The 16,107-nt window shown below is 69.0% G+C and carries 16 protein-coding genes and 1 pseudogene; all 17 read right to left on the minus strand.

From position 1 onward, the window contains the following. Positions 1-10: 10 nt before the first annotated feature. Positions 11-832 (minus strand): F0F1 ATP synthase subunit delta, encoded by an 822-nt coding sequence (locus QWI33_RS09095; RefSeq protein WP_289956941.1) that lies wholly within the window; start codon positions 830-832, stop codon positions 11-13. Next, positions 832-1,377, minus strand: coding sequence for a F0F1 ATP synthase subunit B (locus QWI33_RS09100; RefSeq protein ID WP_353895437.1), 546 nt, complete (start codon positions 1,375-1,377; stop codon positions 832-834). The genes QWI33_RS09095 and QWI33_RS09100 overlap by 1 nt, the downstream gene beginning before the upstream one ends. Positions 1,378-1,392: 15 nt before the next feature. Then, on the minus strand, positions 1,393-1,599 hold the full coding sequence (locus tag QWI33_RS09105; RefSeq protein WP_091030826.1) for an ATP synthase subunit c family protein: 207 nt from the start codon (positions 1,597-1,599) through the stop codon (positions 1,393-1,395). A 95-nt stretch (positions 1,600-1,694) separates the two neighbouring features. Beyond that, positions 1,695-2,507 (minus strand): F0F1 ATP synthase subunit A, encoded by an 813-nt coding sequence (atpB, locus tag QWI33_RS09110; protein ID WP_289956943.1) that lies wholly within the window; start codon positions 2,505-2,507, stop codon positions 1,695-1,697. 34 nt (positions 2,508-2,541) lie between these two features. Then, positions 2,542-2,760, minus strand: coding sequence for an AtpZ/AtpI family protein (locus QWI33_RS09115; protein ID WP_289956944.1), 219 nt, complete (start codon positions 2,758-2,760; stop codon positions 2,542-2,544). Between the two features lie 126 nt (positions 2,761-2,886). Continuing rightward, a complete protein-coding gene (locus QWI33_RS09120) occupies positions 2,887-3,288 on the minus strand; it encodes a Cg1360 family ATP-synthase-associated protein (RefSeq protein WP_289956945.1) in 402 nt (133 codons plus the stop codon). Next, entirely contained in the window at positions 3,285-3,836 is a 552-nt protein-coding gene (locus QWI33_RS09125; protein WP_289956946.1) for an arsenate reductase/protein-tyrosine-phosphatase family protein, read from the minus strand. The genes QWI33_RS09120 and QWI33_RS09125 overlap by 4 nt, the downstream gene beginning before the upstream one ends. Before the next feature lie 119 nt (positions 3,837-3,955). Beyond that, a pseudogene (locus QWI33_RS09130) lies at positions 3,956-4,591 on the minus strand (L-threonylcarbamoyladenylate synthase); the annotation flags it as partial. 5 nt (positions 4,592-4,596) lie between these two features. After that, positions 4,597-5,448 carry a peptide chain release factor N(5)-glutamine methyltransferase gene (gene prmC / locus QWI33_RS09135; RefSeq protein ID WP_289956948.1) on the minus strand — a complete coding sequence of 284 codons (852 nt, stop codon included), beginning with the start codon at positions 5,446-5,448 and terminating at the stop codon, positions 4,597-4,599. Continuing rightward, positions 5,448-6,536, minus strand: coding sequence for a peptide chain release factor 1 (gene prfA / locus QWI33_RS09140; protein ID WP_289956949.1), 1,089 nt, complete (start codon positions 6,534-6,536; stop codon positions 5,448-5,450). Before prfA ends, prmC begins: the two co-directional genes overlap by 1 nt. A 90-nt stretch (positions 6,537-6,626) precedes the next feature. Continuing rightward, a complete protein-coding gene (rpmE, locus tag QWI33_RS09145) occupies positions 6,627-6,857 on the minus strand; it encodes a 50S ribosomal protein L31 (RefSeq protein ID WP_205325217.1) in 231 nt (76 codons plus the stop codon). Between the two features lie 220 nt (positions 6,858-7,077). Next, the gene (gene rho / locus QWI33_RS09150; protein WP_435367563.1) at positions 7,078-9,099 is read right to left on the minus strand and encodes a transcription termination factor Rho; all 2,022 of its coding nucleotides are present in this window, start codon (positions 9,097-9,099) and stop codon (positions 7,078-7,080) included. 573 nt (positions 9,100-9,672) lie between these two features. After that, positions 9,673-10,575, minus strand: a complete 903-nt coding sequence (thrB, locus tag QWI33_RS09155) for a homoserine kinase (RefSeq protein WP_289956951.1) — start codon at positions 10,573-10,575, stop codon at positions 9,673-9,675. Between the two features lie 56 nt (positions 10,576-10,631). After that, on the minus strand, positions 10,632-11,687 hold the full coding sequence (gene thrC, locus QWI33_RS09160) for a threonine synthase (RefSeq protein WP_353895439.1): 1,056 nt from the start codon (positions 11,685-11,687) through the stop codon (positions 10,632-10,634). A 36-nt stretch (positions 11,688-11,723) separates the two neighbouring features. Next, the gene (locus tag QWI33_RS09165; RefSeq protein ID WP_289956953.1) at positions 11,724-13,001 is read right to left on the minus strand and encodes a homoserine dehydrogenase; all 1,278 of its coding nucleotides are present in this window, start codon (positions 12,999-13,001) and stop codon (positions 11,724-11,726) included. 39 nt (positions 13,002-13,040) lie between these two features. Further along, a complete protein-coding gene (lysA, locus tag QWI33_RS09170; RefSeq protein WP_289956954.1) occupies positions 13,041-14,444 on the minus strand; it encodes a diaminopimelate decarboxylase in 1,404 nt (467 codons plus the stop codon). Continuing rightward, entirely contained in the window at positions 14,444-16,093 is a 1,650-nt protein-coding gene (argS, locus tag QWI33_RS09175) for an arginine--tRNA ligase (protein WP_289956955.1), read from the minus strand. Before argS ends, lysA begins: the two co-directional genes overlap by 1 nt. Positions 16,094-16,107 lie beyond the last annotated feature (14 nt).

Raw genomic sequence — 16,107 nt, forward strand, 5'->3', positions numbered from 1 at the left:
ACCGGCTGGATCAGCGTCCGGCCAAGGCTTGGCGGGCTTCGTCGAGGCGGCGCGAGACGGAACCGTCCCACAGCTCCGAGCCGACTTGCACCCGGATGCCCCCGACGATCGCGGGGTCGACCGTGACCTTGAGCGCCACAGGGCGCCCGTAGACCAGGGTGAGCTTGGCGGCGAGCTGACGCTCCCCCGCCTCGTCGAGCGGCCTCGCCACGGTCACGTAGGCCACGGTCTCGTCGTGGGCCGCAGCGGCGGCTTCGACGAGGTGGGCCAACGAGGCGTGGAAACTGCGGCCGCCGATGCCGAAGCACGAGGCGGACGCCAGCTTCACCGTCACCGGCTCGGCCTTGCCCGCGAGCAGCTGCTCGACGAGCGAGGCCCGGCCCTTCGGGTCGGAACCCGAAGCGCCCAGGACCGAGGCCAGTTCGGCGTCGCCGTCGACGAGCTGCCCGAAGCGGAACAGCTCGTCTTCGACGTTCGCCAGGCTGCCGTCCTTGGTCGCGGCGAGCAGCAGCGCCGACAGGGCGAGCTGCTCGGTGCCGTCGACCAGTTCGGACGGGGCGCCCCAGCGGCCGCGCACGAGCGAGGCCACCACGTCAGCGGCGGTCTCGCCCACTTGGCCCGCGATGAGCCCGCGGACCAGGCCCTCCCGGTCGTCCGCCGTGCGGGCGGGGTCGGACAGGGCGCGACGCAGCCGAGGCTGGTCGACGAGGAACCTCGTCACTCCCAGCAGCTGATCGCCGCACTCGGTGAGCTGCTCGGCCGAGGCGCTGGGGGCGGCTGCCTCCAGCACGGCCCGGCCGGCCTCGATGCTTTCGCGTCCAGTCGTCGACATCAGCGCGCTCCGCTCGTCTCGGCCGTGTCGTCGGCGATCTGGGACAGGAACTGGTCCACAGTCGCCGTCGTGTCGGCATCGCCGGCGAGGCGCTGGCCGATGATCTTCCCGGCCAGGTCAACGGCCAGGTTGCCGACCTCGCTGCGCAGCTCGCGGACGAGCTGCTGGCGAGAGGCCTCGATCTGCGCGTGGCCGGCCGCGATGACGCGGTTGGCCTCTTCGCGGGCGGAGACGAGGATCTCCTCCTTGGCCGCCACGGCGTCGGCACGAGCCTCGTCGCGAATCGCGGCGGCCTCTTCCTGCGCAGTGGCGAGCTTGCGACGGTATTCCTCGAGCGTCTGGTTGGCCTCTTCTTGAGCCCGCTCAGCCCGCTCGATGCCGCCTTCGATCGCGTCCACTCGTGCCTCGAAGGTCTTCTCCATACGAGGGAAGACGAACTTCATGAGCACGAAGCACAGCAGACCGAAGGCGATGGCTCCGACGAGCATCTCTTGCCAGATCGGGAAGAGGATGCCCGCTCCACCTTCTTCGGCGGCGTGAATCATCATCGCTCCGGTTGTTTAGGAAAGGGCGAAGGCGAGGACCAGGCCGAACAGGGCCAGAACCTCGACGAGGGCGAAGCCCATGAACAGCATCGGGCGGGTGATGCCGGCCGACTCGGGCTGGCGCGCGGTGGCGGTGATCCACGCGGCGAAGATCAGGGCAACACCGATACCGGGGCCGATCGCAGCGAGGCCGTAACCGACGACGTTGAGAGTGCCTTCCATGGCGTTTTTCTCCTAGGTGTCAGCGTGGCGTGTCCGTCACGCGCACGATGTTCTTCAATTGCGAAATCTGAATGAGGGGTAGACGTGCGTGGGAGCTAGTGCTCGTCCGCGAGAGACCCCTGGATGTACATGCCCGTCAGCAGCGTGAACACGTACGCCTGAAGCAGGATGACGATGAGCTCGAAGAGCGTCATGCCGATGCCCATGGCGAACGAGAAGACCGACAGGCCCTGGATGAAGACGTTCGAGGAGTTGAGCATCTCGAACCCGCCGAGGATGAACACCAGCAGGATGAGGTGGCCGGCGAACATGTTCGCGAAGAGCCGCAGGGCCAGGGTGACCGGGCGCAGGATGATGTTCTGCAGGAACTCGATCGGGATCAGCAACGGGTAGATGAAGGCCGGGGCGCCCGGGGGCACGCAGGTCATCTTGAGGAACTTGCCGAGGCCGTGCTGCTTGATGCCCACGAACATGTAGATGCCCCAGGAGAGCACCGCGAGCATCGCGGGGAAGGCGATGTGCGACATCGGGGAGATCTGGATACCGGGCACGATCGCCCAGAAGTTCATGAGGAGGATGAAGATGAACAGCGTCGCGAGGTACGGGGCGAAGCGCACGCCGTCCTTCTTGCCCATGAGGTCGATGGCGACGGTGTTCCGGATGAAGCCGTAGGCCGATTCGGCCATCCACTGCTTCTTGGTGGGAACGATCTGCGGTTTGCGGTAGGCCCACAGGAAGAAGGCGATAAGGATCGCAACGGTCGCCCAGACCACGAAGGTGATCGTGGTGAACATGTGAGCGAGGGCGGTCCCAGTGAGCCCGGAGAACCAGTCGGCAAAGTCAAAGCTGTGGATACCGGGCGGGAAGTGGGAGTCCCCTTCGGCCAGCACGATGGCTGAGTCGGTCACGCGAGCCACGCCTCTCAGTCAGTGTCGGTCAAATCTACGGCGACATCTGCTTGATGAGCAGGTACATTCCTGCCCCAGCACCGACTAGCATCCCTACCAGGAGCCCGACTTTGGGCAGTTCGAGCCACAGGTCGACCAGATACCCGAGACCACCCCAGAAGATGATCCCGGACAGCAGATATCCCAGAGCACGCCAGCCCATATCCGAACCGTCCGGCTGGGGCTTGCGATCGGGGGGTTCCATGTCGGCCATGTCGAGCTGAACTCTAACAGCTACTACACAGGAACTGCCCAGCGGGTTCGCTGAGATGAGCGCCATCTGTGCGGGGTTGTCAACCCCTACGAAACACCGCGTGTCGCGAGGGGCGTCAAGATTTCGTCAAGAATGCTGGTCGAGCTCGATGTAGGGAATTTTCGCCTTGTAGGCCCACGCGACCTGGGTGGCGAGCCACGCGACGGCCCCGCCGACCACACCGAAGGCGAGCGGCAGCAGCGCGTCAGGCACGAGGTTCTTGACGATCGAGAAGATCGTCAGTACGAGCGCGAGCTTGATCGAGTACGTGATCAAGGCCATAGGCAGAGTGAGACGCAGGTCTATTTGCTCGGCGAAGGCGACGGCCCACACCGAACCCGCGAATCCCAAGGCGGCCAAGGCAACTCCGGCAGCGGCAGCCCATGCGCCGGTCCCGCCGGAGGTGAGGCCGCCGATCACGGCGGCGACGACCGCCGCGATCCCCGCGACGATGAAACACGGTTTGAGGAAACCCCTGGCGGTCTTCATGAGCGTGGCTCCAAAGCAGCCGCGACCGGCCGCAGCGCGGCCTCGAGCTGGTCGGCGATCTGGGCGTACACGGCCTGGCGCATCCCCCACGGGTCGGCCAGGTCGATCTCGTCGTAGTCGCCGCGGCGCGCATCGGCCGCGTCGACGAGGGCCTTGCCGCGAACGGCGGTGTCGCCGTCAGGCAGCGAGCCGGCGAGGTCGGCGGCCATCGGCCCGAACGAGCGGACGAGGAAGGCCTTGGCCGACGCTTCGGGGAACCGCTCGCCGATGTACTCCAGGTGCCCGATCGTGGCGACGAGGATGAGGTCCGAGGCCTCGACGTGCTCGCGCAGGAGGTGCCGGGCGCGGTGCCCCTCGGGGTCGAAGCCGCGCGACTCGAGCTCGGTCATCGCGTTGCCCTGCATGTTCTCGCCCTCGTGGAAGGCCGAGATGCCCGCGCCGTGGTTGAGCACGTCCTCGCCGGTGAGCCCGGCGAGGATGCGCTCGGACATGGGCGACCGGCAGATGTTGCCGGTGCACACGTGCAGCACGGTGAACGGCGAGGTCACGCCGACGCCTCGTCGGCCTTCGGCTCGGCGGTCTCGTCGGCTTCCGCTTCCGCCGTGTCGGTGTCGTCCGCTTCGGGCTCGTCGTCCTCGGGGCCCTGGCCGGGGCCGTAGCCGTCGCGGTCGAGGGTGTCGGGCACGATCTTGCGGATCTGCTCGAGGCTCAGCGCGCCCAGGCGCAGGATCTGCGGCGGGTGGGCCACGCAGTCGATGATGGTCGACGGCTGGTTGTCCTCGCTCGGGCCGGCCTCCAGGTACACGGAGACGTCGGAGCCGAGCTGGGCCTTCGCGTCGGCGGCGGTGTCGGCCGGGGGCTGGCCGGTCTTGTTCGCCGAGGAGACGGCCATCGGGCCGGTCTCCTTGAGCAGTTCCAGCGCGAGCGGGTGCAGCGGCATGCGCACCGCGACCGTACCGTCCGTGTCACCGAGGTCCCAGGTCAGGGACGGGGTGTACGGCACGACGATGGTGAGCGGGCCGGGCCAGAACGCCTCGATGAGCTCCTTGGCGGAGTCGGGGATGTCAGAGGCGATGCCGTCGAGGGCCCGCTTCGAGCCGATGAGGACCGGTGGCGCCATGTCGCGCCCGCGGCCCTTCGCGGCCAGCAGCGCCTGGACCGCCGTGGGATTGAACGCGTCGCAGCCGATGCCGTAGACGGTGTCGGTGGGGATGACGACGAGCCGACCGCCGGTCACGGCCCTGGCGGCCGACTTCAGCCCGGTCGCGCGGTCCTTGATCTTCCTGCAATTGAACAGCCTCACGGCGACTAGCCTAGCCTTCCCGTCGCGAACCGCGGGCGGCCCGCCAGGTCGTCGTGGTCCTCGGTCTCGGTGAACCCGCTGACGCCCAGGATCTCGGGGGCGACGGCACCATGCGTGTCGTCGTGCTCGAAGCCGAACCAGCCCCCGGGCTTGAGCCAGCTCGCGGCCCGCATGGCCAGCGGCTGGATCACGGCGAGCCCCGCTTCGGCGGCGTAGACGGCGCCGTGCGGGTCGAACTTCACCTCGGGCGCGACCTCCATCTCGAAGGGCACGTACGGCGGGTTCGCGGTGACGAGGTCCACGGCCCCGTCGAGTTCGTTCAACGTGGCGGCGGCGGTCGCGTCGGCCAGGACCGGGGTCGCGCCGGTGCCGTCGAGGTTCGATTCGAGCCATTCGAACGCGTCGGGGTCGGCTTCGATCGCCCACACGGTCGCGTCGGGGCGTTCGGTCGCGATCGCATAGGCGATCGCTCCGGAACCGGAGCATGCGTCGATCACGGTCCCGCCCTGCGGAAGGTGCTCGAGCGCCCAGTCCACGAGCAGTTCCGTCTCGGGCCTGGGCACGAAGACGCCGGGCCCGACCGCGAGTTCGCCGTAGCGGAACGCGGCCGAACCGGTCAGGTGCTGGAGCGGCTCGCGGGAGGCGCGCCGTTCCAGGAGCGCGTCGAACTCGGCGAGCTGGAGCGCGGTCGGCGCGCCGGCGATGAGCAGACGCGTCCGCGTCAGCCCGGAGACGTGGGCGGCCAGCAGCTCGGCGTCGTTCCGTGGGGAATGCACGCCGGCCGCTTCGAGCCGCTTCGCCGCCGCGGCGACGGCCTGCGGCCAGGTCGCCTGCGCTTCGGGAAGCTCAGCAGCCATCACTCGTCGGTGCCGCGCGCCATGCGCTCGGCCCGGTCGGCGGCGGCGAGGGCGTCGAGGACCTCGTCGAGCGCGCCGTCCATGACCTGGTCGAGGTTGTAGGCGGTGAAGCCGACGCGGTGGTCGGTGAGCCGGTTCTGCGGGAAGTTGTACGTGCGGATGCGCTCGGAGCGGTCCGCGGTGCGCACCTGCAGGAGCCGGGCGGCGCCGGCGGCCGCGGCGGCCTCCTCCTGCTGCTTCGCGAGGAGGCGGGCGCGCAGTACCTTGATCGCCGCTTCCTTGTTCTGGAGCTGGCTCTTCTCGTTCTGGCTGGTCACGACGACGCCGGTGGGTTCGTGCGTGAGGCGCACGGCCGAGTCGGTGGTGTTGACGGACTGGCCGCCCGGACCGGAGGACCGGTAGACGTCGACGCGCACGTCGTTCATGTTGAGCTCGAAGTCGACCTCTTCGGCCTCGGGCATGACGGTGACCGCCGCCGCGGAGGTGTGGACGCGGCCCTGCGACTCGGTCACGGGCACGCGCTGCACGCGGTGCACGCCGCCCTCGAACTTCATGCGCGACCACACGCCGTTGCCGCCCTCGGGCGTGCCCTTGGTGCGCACGGCGATCGAGGAGTCCTTGATGCCGCCGAGGTCGGTGGGCACCATTTCCAGGGTCTCGACGGTCCAGCCCATGCGCTCGAAGAAGCGCAGGTACATGCGCATGAGGTCCCCGGCGAACAGGCCGGACTCCTCGCCGCCCGCGCCGGCCTTGATCTCGATGATCACGTCCTTCGCGTCGTCGGGGTCGCGCGGGACCAGCAGCTCGGCGAGCTTCGACTCGAGCTCGGGGATCCGCTTGCGGATGCCCTCGGCCTCATCCGCGAAGTCCGAGTCCTCCTTCGCGAGCTCTTCGGCGGTCTCGAGGTCGTCCTTGGCCGCCGCGATGTCCGCAGCGGTCTTCGCGATCGGGGAGAGTTCCGCGTAGCGGCGTCCGACCCGCCGGGCCTGGGCCTGGTCGGCGTGCAGGGCGGGGTCGCCCATCTGGACTTCCAGGTCGCGGAACTCGGCGAGGAGCGATTCCAGGCGGTTGTCGGCAGCGGTCGTCATTGCGGATCCTTCGAATGAGCCTTGCGAGCAGTCAGGTGATACGAAAAACGCAGCGCCCGCGTCAATCGACACGAGCGCTGCGCGGCAAAGCTACTTACCGGCCTGAGCCTTCTCCTGGGTCTTGGCGTAGCGGGCCTTGAACTTGGCCACGCGACCGCCGGTGTCGAGGATGCGCTGCTTACCGGTGTAGAACGGGTGGCACTTGTTGCAGGTCGCAGCCTGGATCTTGCCACTGGCCACCGTCGACCGGGTGGTGAAGGCGTTCCCGCAGGAACAGGTCACCTCGGTGACGACGTACTGAGGGTGGATCCCGTCTTTCATGACTTCCCTTTCTCTGGGTCGCCGGGTCGGCCGCTGCGCCGCTGGATTACTCGCGAGCGTCGCAATCTGCCGTGAACCGGAACCGCATCGTGCCCGTGTAAGGGCGCTACTGGACTTTTGGCGGGCTCGCAAGCTCGCCCTTGCTGCGCGACCTGCGCACCAACATTCAATGATAAGGCGTGAGGCCGCTCTCAACGAGGGCGGCCTCACGCCTCACGGACTACTCGCCGGGCGTGTTCTTGACGATCTGCATCAGGAACTCGGCGTTCGTCTGCGTCTTCTTCAACCGGTCGATCAGCAGGTCGATCGCCTGCTGCGGGTCCAGCGAAGACAGGACCCGACGGAGCTTCAGCATCACTGCCTGCTCCTCGGCGCTCATCATGAGCTCGTCCTTGCGGGTGCTCGACTGGTGCACGTCGATCGCCGGGTAGGTGCGCTTCTCGGCGATCTTGCGGTCCAGCTTGAGCTCGGCGTTGCCGGTGCCCTTGAACTCCTCGAAGATCACCGTGTCGCCCATGGAGCCGGTCTCGACCAGCGCCGTGCCGATGATGGTCAGCGACCCGCCGTGCTCGATGTTGCGCGCCGCGCCGAGGAACCGCTTCGGCGGGTACAGCGCCGTCGAGTCGATGCCACCGGAGAGGATGCGCCCCGAAGCGGGCGACGAGTTGTTGTACGCGCGGCCCAGGCGGGTGATCGAGTCGAGCAGCACGACCACGTCGTGGCCGAGTTCGACCAGGCGCTTGGCGCGCTCGATCGCCAGCTCGGCGACGGTGGTGTGGTCCGACGGCGGGCGGTCGAAGGTCGAGGCGATGACCTCGCCCTTCACCGAACGCTGCATGTCGGTGACCTCTTCGGGCCGCTCGTCCGCGAGGACCACCATGAGGTGGCACTCGGGGTTGTTCGTGGTGATCGCGTTGGCGATCGCCTGCAGCACCATCGTCTTGCCGGCCTTCGGCGGGGAGACGATGAGGGCGCGCTGGCCCTTGCCGATCGGGGCCACGAGGTCGATGACCCTCGTGGTGATCGCGTTCGGCTCGGTCTCCAGACGCAGGCGCTCCTGCGGGTACAGCGGCGTGAGCTTGTAGAACTCGTCGCGCTTCGTCGCGTCCTGCGGGCTCATGCCGTTGACGGTGTCGAGGCGGACCAGCGGGTTGTACTTCTCGCGGCGCTGCTGCTGCTTGCCACCCTGGCCGTTCGGCTCCTCGGTGCCGCCGCGGCTGGGCTTGACGGCGCCGGTGATGGCGTCGCCGCGGCGCAGGCGGTGCTTGCGGACCTGGGACATCGAGACGTAGACGTCGTCAGGGCCGGCGAGGTAGCCGGTGGTGCGGATGAACGCGTAGTTGTCGAGGATGTCGAGGATCCCCGCGACGGGCACGAGCTGCTCGTCGTTCTGGACGCCGCCGCTCACGCGGTCGCGCTCGGGAGCCTCGTCGCGGCCGCCGCGCTGGCGGCGGTCGGAGCGGTCGCGGCGCTTGCGGCGGCGGTTGTCGCCGTCGCCGTCGCGCGGGCCGCGGTCGTCGTAACCGTCGTCCTCGTTGCGGCGCTCGCGGGTCTCGGTGCGCGTGTCGGACTGCTCGGCGCGCTCAGAACGCTCAGTGCGCTCGGCACGCTCCGGGCGCTCGTCGCGGCGGCCGTTCTCGCGGTTGCCGTTGTCGCGACCGTTCTCGCGGCCGCCTTCGCGGCTGAGCTCACGACCGCCTTCGCGGTTGTCGCGCCCGTTCTCACGGGAGCGGCGACGACGCTGCGGTCGGTCCTCATCGGACTCGATGGTCGCGACTGCCGACTGGCCTTCGGACTCAACGGTTTCGGTCTGACGCTCTTCACGGCGGCGCGGCTGCGGCGGACCGGCCGGGCGGGTCGCCCGGCGGGCGGCGGTGCCGCCCTTGGCCTCTGCACCCTCGGAGCCGTTGTCGGCGGGCGCGGCGTCGACTGTGGTCGACGGGGCCTCGGCGATGGGCGTTTGGTCAGAGTCAGGCACTGGCGGGGCCTCCTTTTCCGCGCTGGCACCGCCGGGCTGCGAGCCCGCATCCTGCCGTTCCTGGATGGCGGCGATCAGCTCGCTCTTGCGCATCCGGCCAACGCCGGTGATGCCGAGCGATTGCGCCATCTGCTGGAGCTCGGGCATCAGCATAGAGGCCAGACCGGTTCCTGCCCGACGGCGCTTCTTGGTCTCCGGAATCTCTTCCGCAGCCGAAGCCTCATCGCTCATCCGGTCCGACGTCGTGCCGGTGGTGTCGCTCAATGGATTCCTTCCCTGGCGGAACTTCGAAGTGGATTCGAGGAGTTTCCGCGTCTTTCAAATAGCCGCAATGCCGATGTTCTGGTCTGCGTCCCGCCATCGCTTCGGCCGCTTCTGGTCACCATGTGACCTCGGCGGTTGGAAGACGACGGTTGACACTGGGTGCAACACCCCTGGGCTGTCCGCTGAGCAGACGGTCCTGATCGTGGTGAGGCAGCCTCTGGGCCTGCGACTGGACAGCTTGCGATGAATGATCGTGCACGGTGAGACACGTGATTGCGATCTCCGCTGATTGCGATCCTCGCCTTTGCGATCCGATCCGGGCGGAGGCCCGGCGCCACAAGCGGACAGCGACTGTTCCTTGGTCGAAACCGTGCCATGCCACGCTGGAGCTATGCAAAGTCACAAATCCATGGTTGAGGGTGATGACCCAAACAAGAGATCAGGCGTGCGCTGGATGCGCCGCAGCTGTTGTGACCACAAGCATAAGCAAGGCTTCGAGCAGTCACGACACCGGGTGGTCGTCTAACTGGAATGGTAGCGCACTCTTCCCATTCACAACAACGGACCCGAGGATCACTCGTTCGGGGAGGTCGCGACCTGCACGGCCCCGTCTGCGACGTCCAGGCGCAAGGCCTCGAAGCCCGATGGGACCTCGGGAACGCGCGCGTCGTCGATCGCAAGGGCGAGCACGGTCGGACCCGCACCGGAAATCGCGGCTGCGATTCCGGCGGAACGCAATGCTCGCAACAAATGGGTGCTTTCCGGCATTCCCTTGGCCCGGTACGACTGGTGGAGCCGGTCGTCCGTCGCCTCGAAAAGGCGCGACGGGTGGTGCGTGATCGCGGCGGCGAGCAGCGCGGAGCGGGAGAGGTTGAACACCGCGTCGGCGTGCGGAACCTTCTCGGGCAGGGCCGCGCGAGCGACCGAGGTCAGGCCCTTGGACTGCGGCACGAACGCCCACGGGTGGACGCGCGGCGACGGGTCGAGGCCGATGGCCTTGGCACCGTCCTCTGTGGTGTAGGCGATGGTGAAGCCGCCGAGGAGGCACGGGGCGACGTTGTCCGGGTGGCCCTCGATCTCGCTGGCGAGGACGAGTTTCTGCGAGCGCGTGAGCCCGGCGCCGGCGAGCGCGTCGGCGAGCATGATGCCCGCGACGATCGCCGCCGACGAGGAGCCGAGTCCGCGCGCGTGCGGAATCCTGTTGCGGCACTTGATCTTCAGGCCCGGGGCCGAGAGACCGAGGTGCTTGAAGGTGCGCAGCATCGTGGCGGCCACGAGGTGGCGTTCGTCGAGGGCCACGGTGCCCTCGCCTTCGCCCTGGACCTCGACCATGACGGCGGTGCCGCTCGTGGCCTCGGCGGTGACCTCGTCGCAGAGGTCGAGGGCCAGGCCCAGCGAGTCGAAACCGGGGCCGAGGTTGGCTGAGGTGGCCGGGACGCGGACGGTCGCCCGCGGGCCGGTCTGGAAGGCCTCCAACTACAGGCCCGCCCGTCGCCCGACGCCACCGGAACCGGTGGTCGCTTCGTTCCCCATCACAGCCCCAATGCAGTGGCGGTCTTGACCACGTCGACCGGGACGGTCTGCGGCTGCGGCGCGGTGGAGACGGCCCAGTCGGGGTCCTTGAGGCCGTTGCCGGTGACGGTGCAGACGATCGTCTGTCCCTTCTCGACCCAACCGGCTTCGGCCTGCTTGAGCAGGCCGGCGACCGACGCGGCCGAGGCGAGTTCGACGAAGACGCCCTCGGAGCGGGCCAGCAGCATGTACGCGGCGTGGATCTCGCGGTCGGTGGCGGCGATGATGTCGCCGTTCGACTCCTTCTTGGCGTCGAGCGCCTTCGTCCACGAGGCCGGGTTGCCGATGCGGATCGCGGTGGCGATGGTCTGCGGGTGCTCGACCACGTGGCCGTCGACGATCGGGGCGGAGCCGGCGGCCTGGACGCCGAGCATCCGGGGCAGCTTCGTCGCGTTGCCCGCGGCGTGGTCCTCGTTGTAGCCCATCCAGTAGGCGGTGATGTTGCCCGCGTTGCCCACCGGGAGGCAGTGGATGTCCGGGGCGTCGCCGAGGACCTGCACGACCTCGTACGCGGCGGTCTTCTGCCCGAGGATGCGGTTGAAGTTGATGTGGTTGACGAGCGTCACCGGGTAGTCCTGGGCGAGCTTGTCGGCCATGGTGAGGCAGTCGTCGAAGTTGCCGTCGACCTGGAGGAGCTTCGCGCCGTGCACGAGGGCCTGGGCGAGCTTGCCGAGTGCGATCTTCCCGGCCGGGACGAGCACCGCGCAGGTGATCCCGGCGCGAGCGGCGTACGCCGCCGCCGAGGCGGAGGTGTTGCCGGTGGAGGCGCAGATGACGGCCTTCGAGCCGTCCTCGACGGCCTTCGAGACCGCGAGCGTCATGCCGCGGTCCTTGAAGGAGCCGGTCGGGTTGAGGCCTTCGACCTTGAGGTAGACGTCGCAGCCGGTCTTCGCGGAGAGGACCGGGGCGGGCAGCAGGGGCGTGCCGCCCTCTTGCAGGGTGACGACGGGGGTGGCGTCGGTGACCGGGAGCCGGTCGCGGAATTCCTCGATGAGGCCGCGCCACCCCGGGCGCATGGCTCCTGCGCCGCTTTCAAGACTGGACATGGCGTCCTATTCTCCTTCGACGCGCATGACCGAGGCGACATTGTGCACCGAGGTCAGTTGCGACAGTTCCTCTACGGTGTCCGACAACTGCTTGTCGGCCGCCGTGTGGGTGACGACCACGAGCCGGGCCTCATCGCCCTGGCCGGATTGATGGACGGTGGCGAGGCTGACGCCGTGGTGGGCGAAGGTGGCCGCCACGCGCGCGAGCACGCCGGGCTCGTCGACCACGTCGAGGCTGACGTGGTACCTGGTGCGGGCCTCGCCGATGGGTTTCACCGGGAGGTCCTGGTAGGCGGCCTCGGGCGGGAAGGCGGTGATCCCGCCGCGCTTGTTGCGCGCCACGGCCACGATATCGCCGAGCACCGCCGAAGCGGTCTCGGTGCCGCCCGCTCCCGCTCCGTAGAACATGAGGCGGCCGGCGGACTCGGCTTCGACGAACACCGCGTTGTAGGCGCCGTTGACGTTCGCGAGCGGGTGGGTCGTCGGGATCATCGCCGGGTGGACGCGCACGGACACGCCGTCGGCCTCACGAGTGGCGATGCAGAGGGGCTTCACGACGCGGCCCTGCGCGGCGGCCGACGCGATGTCGGCGGCCGAGACGTCCCGGATGCCCTCGCGGTAGACCTCGCCCAGGTCGATGTGGGTGTGGAACGCGAGCGAGGCGATGAGCGCGGCCTTCGCGGCGGCGTCGTAGTTGTCGACGTCCGCGGTCGGGTCCGCCTCGGCGTACCCCAGCTCGGTGGCCTCGCCGAGGGCCTCCTCGAAGGCGGCGCCGGTCTGCGACATCTGGCTGAGGATGTAGTTCGTGGTGCCGTTGACGATGCCGAGCACCCGGTTGATCGTGTCGCCGTGCAGCGACTCGCGCAGCGGGCGCATCAGCGGGATCGCGGCGGCCGCGGCGGCCTCGTAGTAGAGGTCCGCGCCGCCCGCCTTCGCGGCGGCCGACAGGGCCGGTCCGTCCTCGGCGAGCAGGGCCTTGTTCGCGGTCACGACCGACTTGCCCTCGGCCAGCGCGGTGGTGATCCAGGTGCGGGCGGGCTCGATGCCGCCGGCGACCTCGACGACGATGTCCACGTCCGGGCGCTTGACCAGGCCGAGCGCGTCGGTGGTGAAGAGCTCCTTCTCCACGGGCAGGTGCGAGCGGTCGCGGTCGAGGCGGCGGACCGCGATCCCGACGATCTCGACCGGCTCGCCCACTCGGGACGCCAGCTCCTCCCCGCGCGTTCGCATGAGGCGCACGACTTCACTGCCGACGTTGCCGCATCCGAGTAGCGCGAGTTTCATCGCTGGTGTTCCTCTTCCTAGTGGTGTGGAGCCGCGTGTCTAGCCGACGTCGAGCCGGAGCAGGTCGTCGACGGTCTCACGCGCCAGGATCACACGTGCCTCGCCGCCCCGGACGGCGACGACCGGCGGGCGGGGCACGTGGTTGTAGTTCGAGCCCATGGAGCGGCAGTAGGCGCCGGTTCCGGGGACGGCGATCAGGTCGCCCGGCTCGATGTCGGCCGGGAGGAACTCATCTTTAACAACAATGTCGCCCGCTTCGCAATGCTTTCCCACTACTCGGGCCAGCGCGGGCGTCGCGTCCGAGGAACGTGAGGCGAGCGTCGCCGAATAGGTGGCGTCGTAGAGGGCGGTGCGGATGTTGTCGCTGATGCCGCCGTCGACCGAGACGTAGAGGCGCGCGGCGGCGCCGGAGAGGGTGACGGGCTTGACGGTGCCGACCTCGTAGAGAGTGAACATCGTGGGGCCGATGAGGCTGCGCCCGGGCTCGATGGAGAGGCGCGGGAGCTCGATGCCGGCGGCCGTGCACTCCTCGGCGACGATCTTGCGCAGGGACGCGGCGATGTCGCCGGGCGGCTGCGGGTCGTCCTGGCTGGTGTAGGCCATGCCGAAGCCGCCGCCGAGGTCCATCTCGGGGATGCGGACGCCGAAGTCGGTCTGGAGCCTCCCGTGGAGGCGGGCGACGCGGGCGGCCGAGATCTCGAACGCGGCCGTGTCGAAGATCTGCGAGCCGATGTGCGAGTGGAGGCCGAGGAGTTCGAGGTGCTCGGCTTCGATGACGCGGCGGGCGGCCTCGTAGGCGGCGCCTCCGGCGAGGGAGAAGCCGAACTTCTGGTCCTCGTGGGCGGTGGCGATGAACTCGTGCGTGTGGGCTTCGACGCCGACGTTGACGCGGACCATCACGTTCGGGCGCTTGCCGAGCCGGGCTGCGATGGCCTCGATGCGCTCGATCTCGGTGAAGGAGTCGGCGACGATGCGCCCGACGCCGATCTCGACGGCCTGGGTCAGTTCGGCGCGGGACTTGTTGTTGCCGTGGAGTCCGAGGCGGGCCGGGTCGAGCCCGGCGGCCAGCGCCACGGCGAGTTCGCCCGCGGTGCAGACGTCGACGAAGAGGCCTTCCTCGGCGGCGGCGCGCAGCACGGCCTTGGAGCAGAAGGCCTTGGAGGCGTAGAAGACGTCGGCGCCTTTGAAGGCCTCGGTCCAGGCGCGGCAGCGGGCGCGGAAGTCGTCTTCGTCGAAGACGTACGCGGGCGTGCCGAACTCGGCCGCGAGCTCCTCGACGGAGAGGCCGCCGATGTGGAGGACGCCGTCGTCGGCGCGTTCGACGTTCTGGGACCACAGCTGCGGGAGGAGCGTGTTGACGTCCTCGGGCACGCCGAGCCAGCCCGGGCGCAGCGCGGAGTAGTCGAAGTCGCCGTGCAGTGCGCCGGCTTCGTGGGTGCGCATTACATCCGCTCCGGGGCCGAGACGCCGAGCAGTCCGAGCGCGTTGGCGAGGACGACGCGGGTGGCGTCGACGACCCAGAGGCGCGCCTGGTTGACCGGGGTGGTCTCCTCGTCCGGGAAGGGCAGGACGCGGCAGTCGTGCTGGAAGCGGTGATAGGCGGCGGCCAGCTCTTCGGCGTACCGGGCGACGCGGTGCGGCTCGCGCAGGTCGGCGGCGGTGGCGACGACGGCCGGGAACTCGGCGAGGGCCTTGAGCAGGTCCGATTCGCGCGGGTGGGTGAGCAGGGCGGCGTCGTAGGACTCGCCCTTCTCGACGCCGCGCTCGGCGGCGTTGCGGAGCACGCCGGAGACGCGGGCGTGCGCGTACTGGACGTAGTAGACCGGGTTGTCGCTGCTGTGCTTGGTCCACAGGTCGATGTCGAGGTCGATCGAGGAGTCGGCGGAGTAGCGCGCCAGTGCGTAGCGGGCGGCGTCGACGCCGACGGCCTCGACGACGTCGTTGAGGGTGATCATGTTCCCGGCCCGCTTGGACAGGCGGACGGGCTTGCCGTCGCGCAGCAGGTTCACCAGTTGGCCGATGAGGATTTCCAGTGTGCCGGGCTCGTCGCCGAAGGCCTGGCTGATGGCCTGCATCCGGCCCACGTAGCCGTGGTGGTCGGCGCCGAGCATGAGCACGAGCTTGTCGAAGCCGCGCTCGCGCTTGTCGAGGTAGTAGGCGCAGTCCGCGGCGAAGTAGGTCCAGCCGCCGCGCGAGTTCTTGACGACGCGGTCCTTGTCGTCGCCGAAGGTGGTGGTGCGCAGCCAGATCGCGCCGTCGGCCTCGAAGATGTGGCCCTGCTTCTGGAGCCGCTCCACGGCGGCGTCGAGCTCGCCCTTGTCGTGGAGGTCCTTCTCGTTGAAGAACACGTCGAAGTGGGTGCCGAATGCCGCCAGGTCGGACTTGATCTCGGCGAACATCAGGTCGACGCCGTCCTTGCGGAACAGCTCCCGGGGGTCCTCGGCATCGAGGATGTCCGGGCGGTTCTTGACCACCTCGGCGGCGATCTCGTCGATGTAGGCGCCGCCGTAGCCGTTCTCCGGGGTCTCCTCGCCTTTGGCGCTGGCGAGCAGCGAGGCGCTGAAGTTGTCGATCTGGCTGCCGGCGTCGTTGAAGTAGTACTCGGCGGTGACCTTCGCGCCGGAGGCGCGCATGACACGGGCGAGGGCGTCGCCGACGGCGGCCCAGCGGACGGCGCCGATGTGGATGGGCCCCGTGGGGTTCGCGGAGACGAACTCGAGGTTGACCTGCTGGCCGGCCATGGAGGCGTTGTCGCCGTAGGAGGGTCCGGCGGCGACGATCTTCCCGGCGATCTCGCCTGCGGCGGCGGCGTCCAGGGTGATGTTGAGGAAGCCGGGTCCGGCGATGTCGACCTTGGCGACGCCGTCGACCGCGGCGAGCAGCTCGGCGATCTTCTCGGCGAGCGCGCGCGGGTTCGTGCCGGCCTTCTTGGCGGTCTGGAGCGCGATGTTGGAGGCGTAGTCGCCGTGCTTGGGGTCCCTGGGTCGCTCTACGGCCGTCTGGGTGGGCAGTACGGCGTCGTCGAGGGCCAAGGCCTCGAACGCGGCGCGCGTAGCGGACAGCACTTTCTCTGCGAGCGTCTCAGGAGTCACCCGGTAATCGTAGA

It is taken from the genome of Glycomyces tritici, from assembly GCF_030403505.1.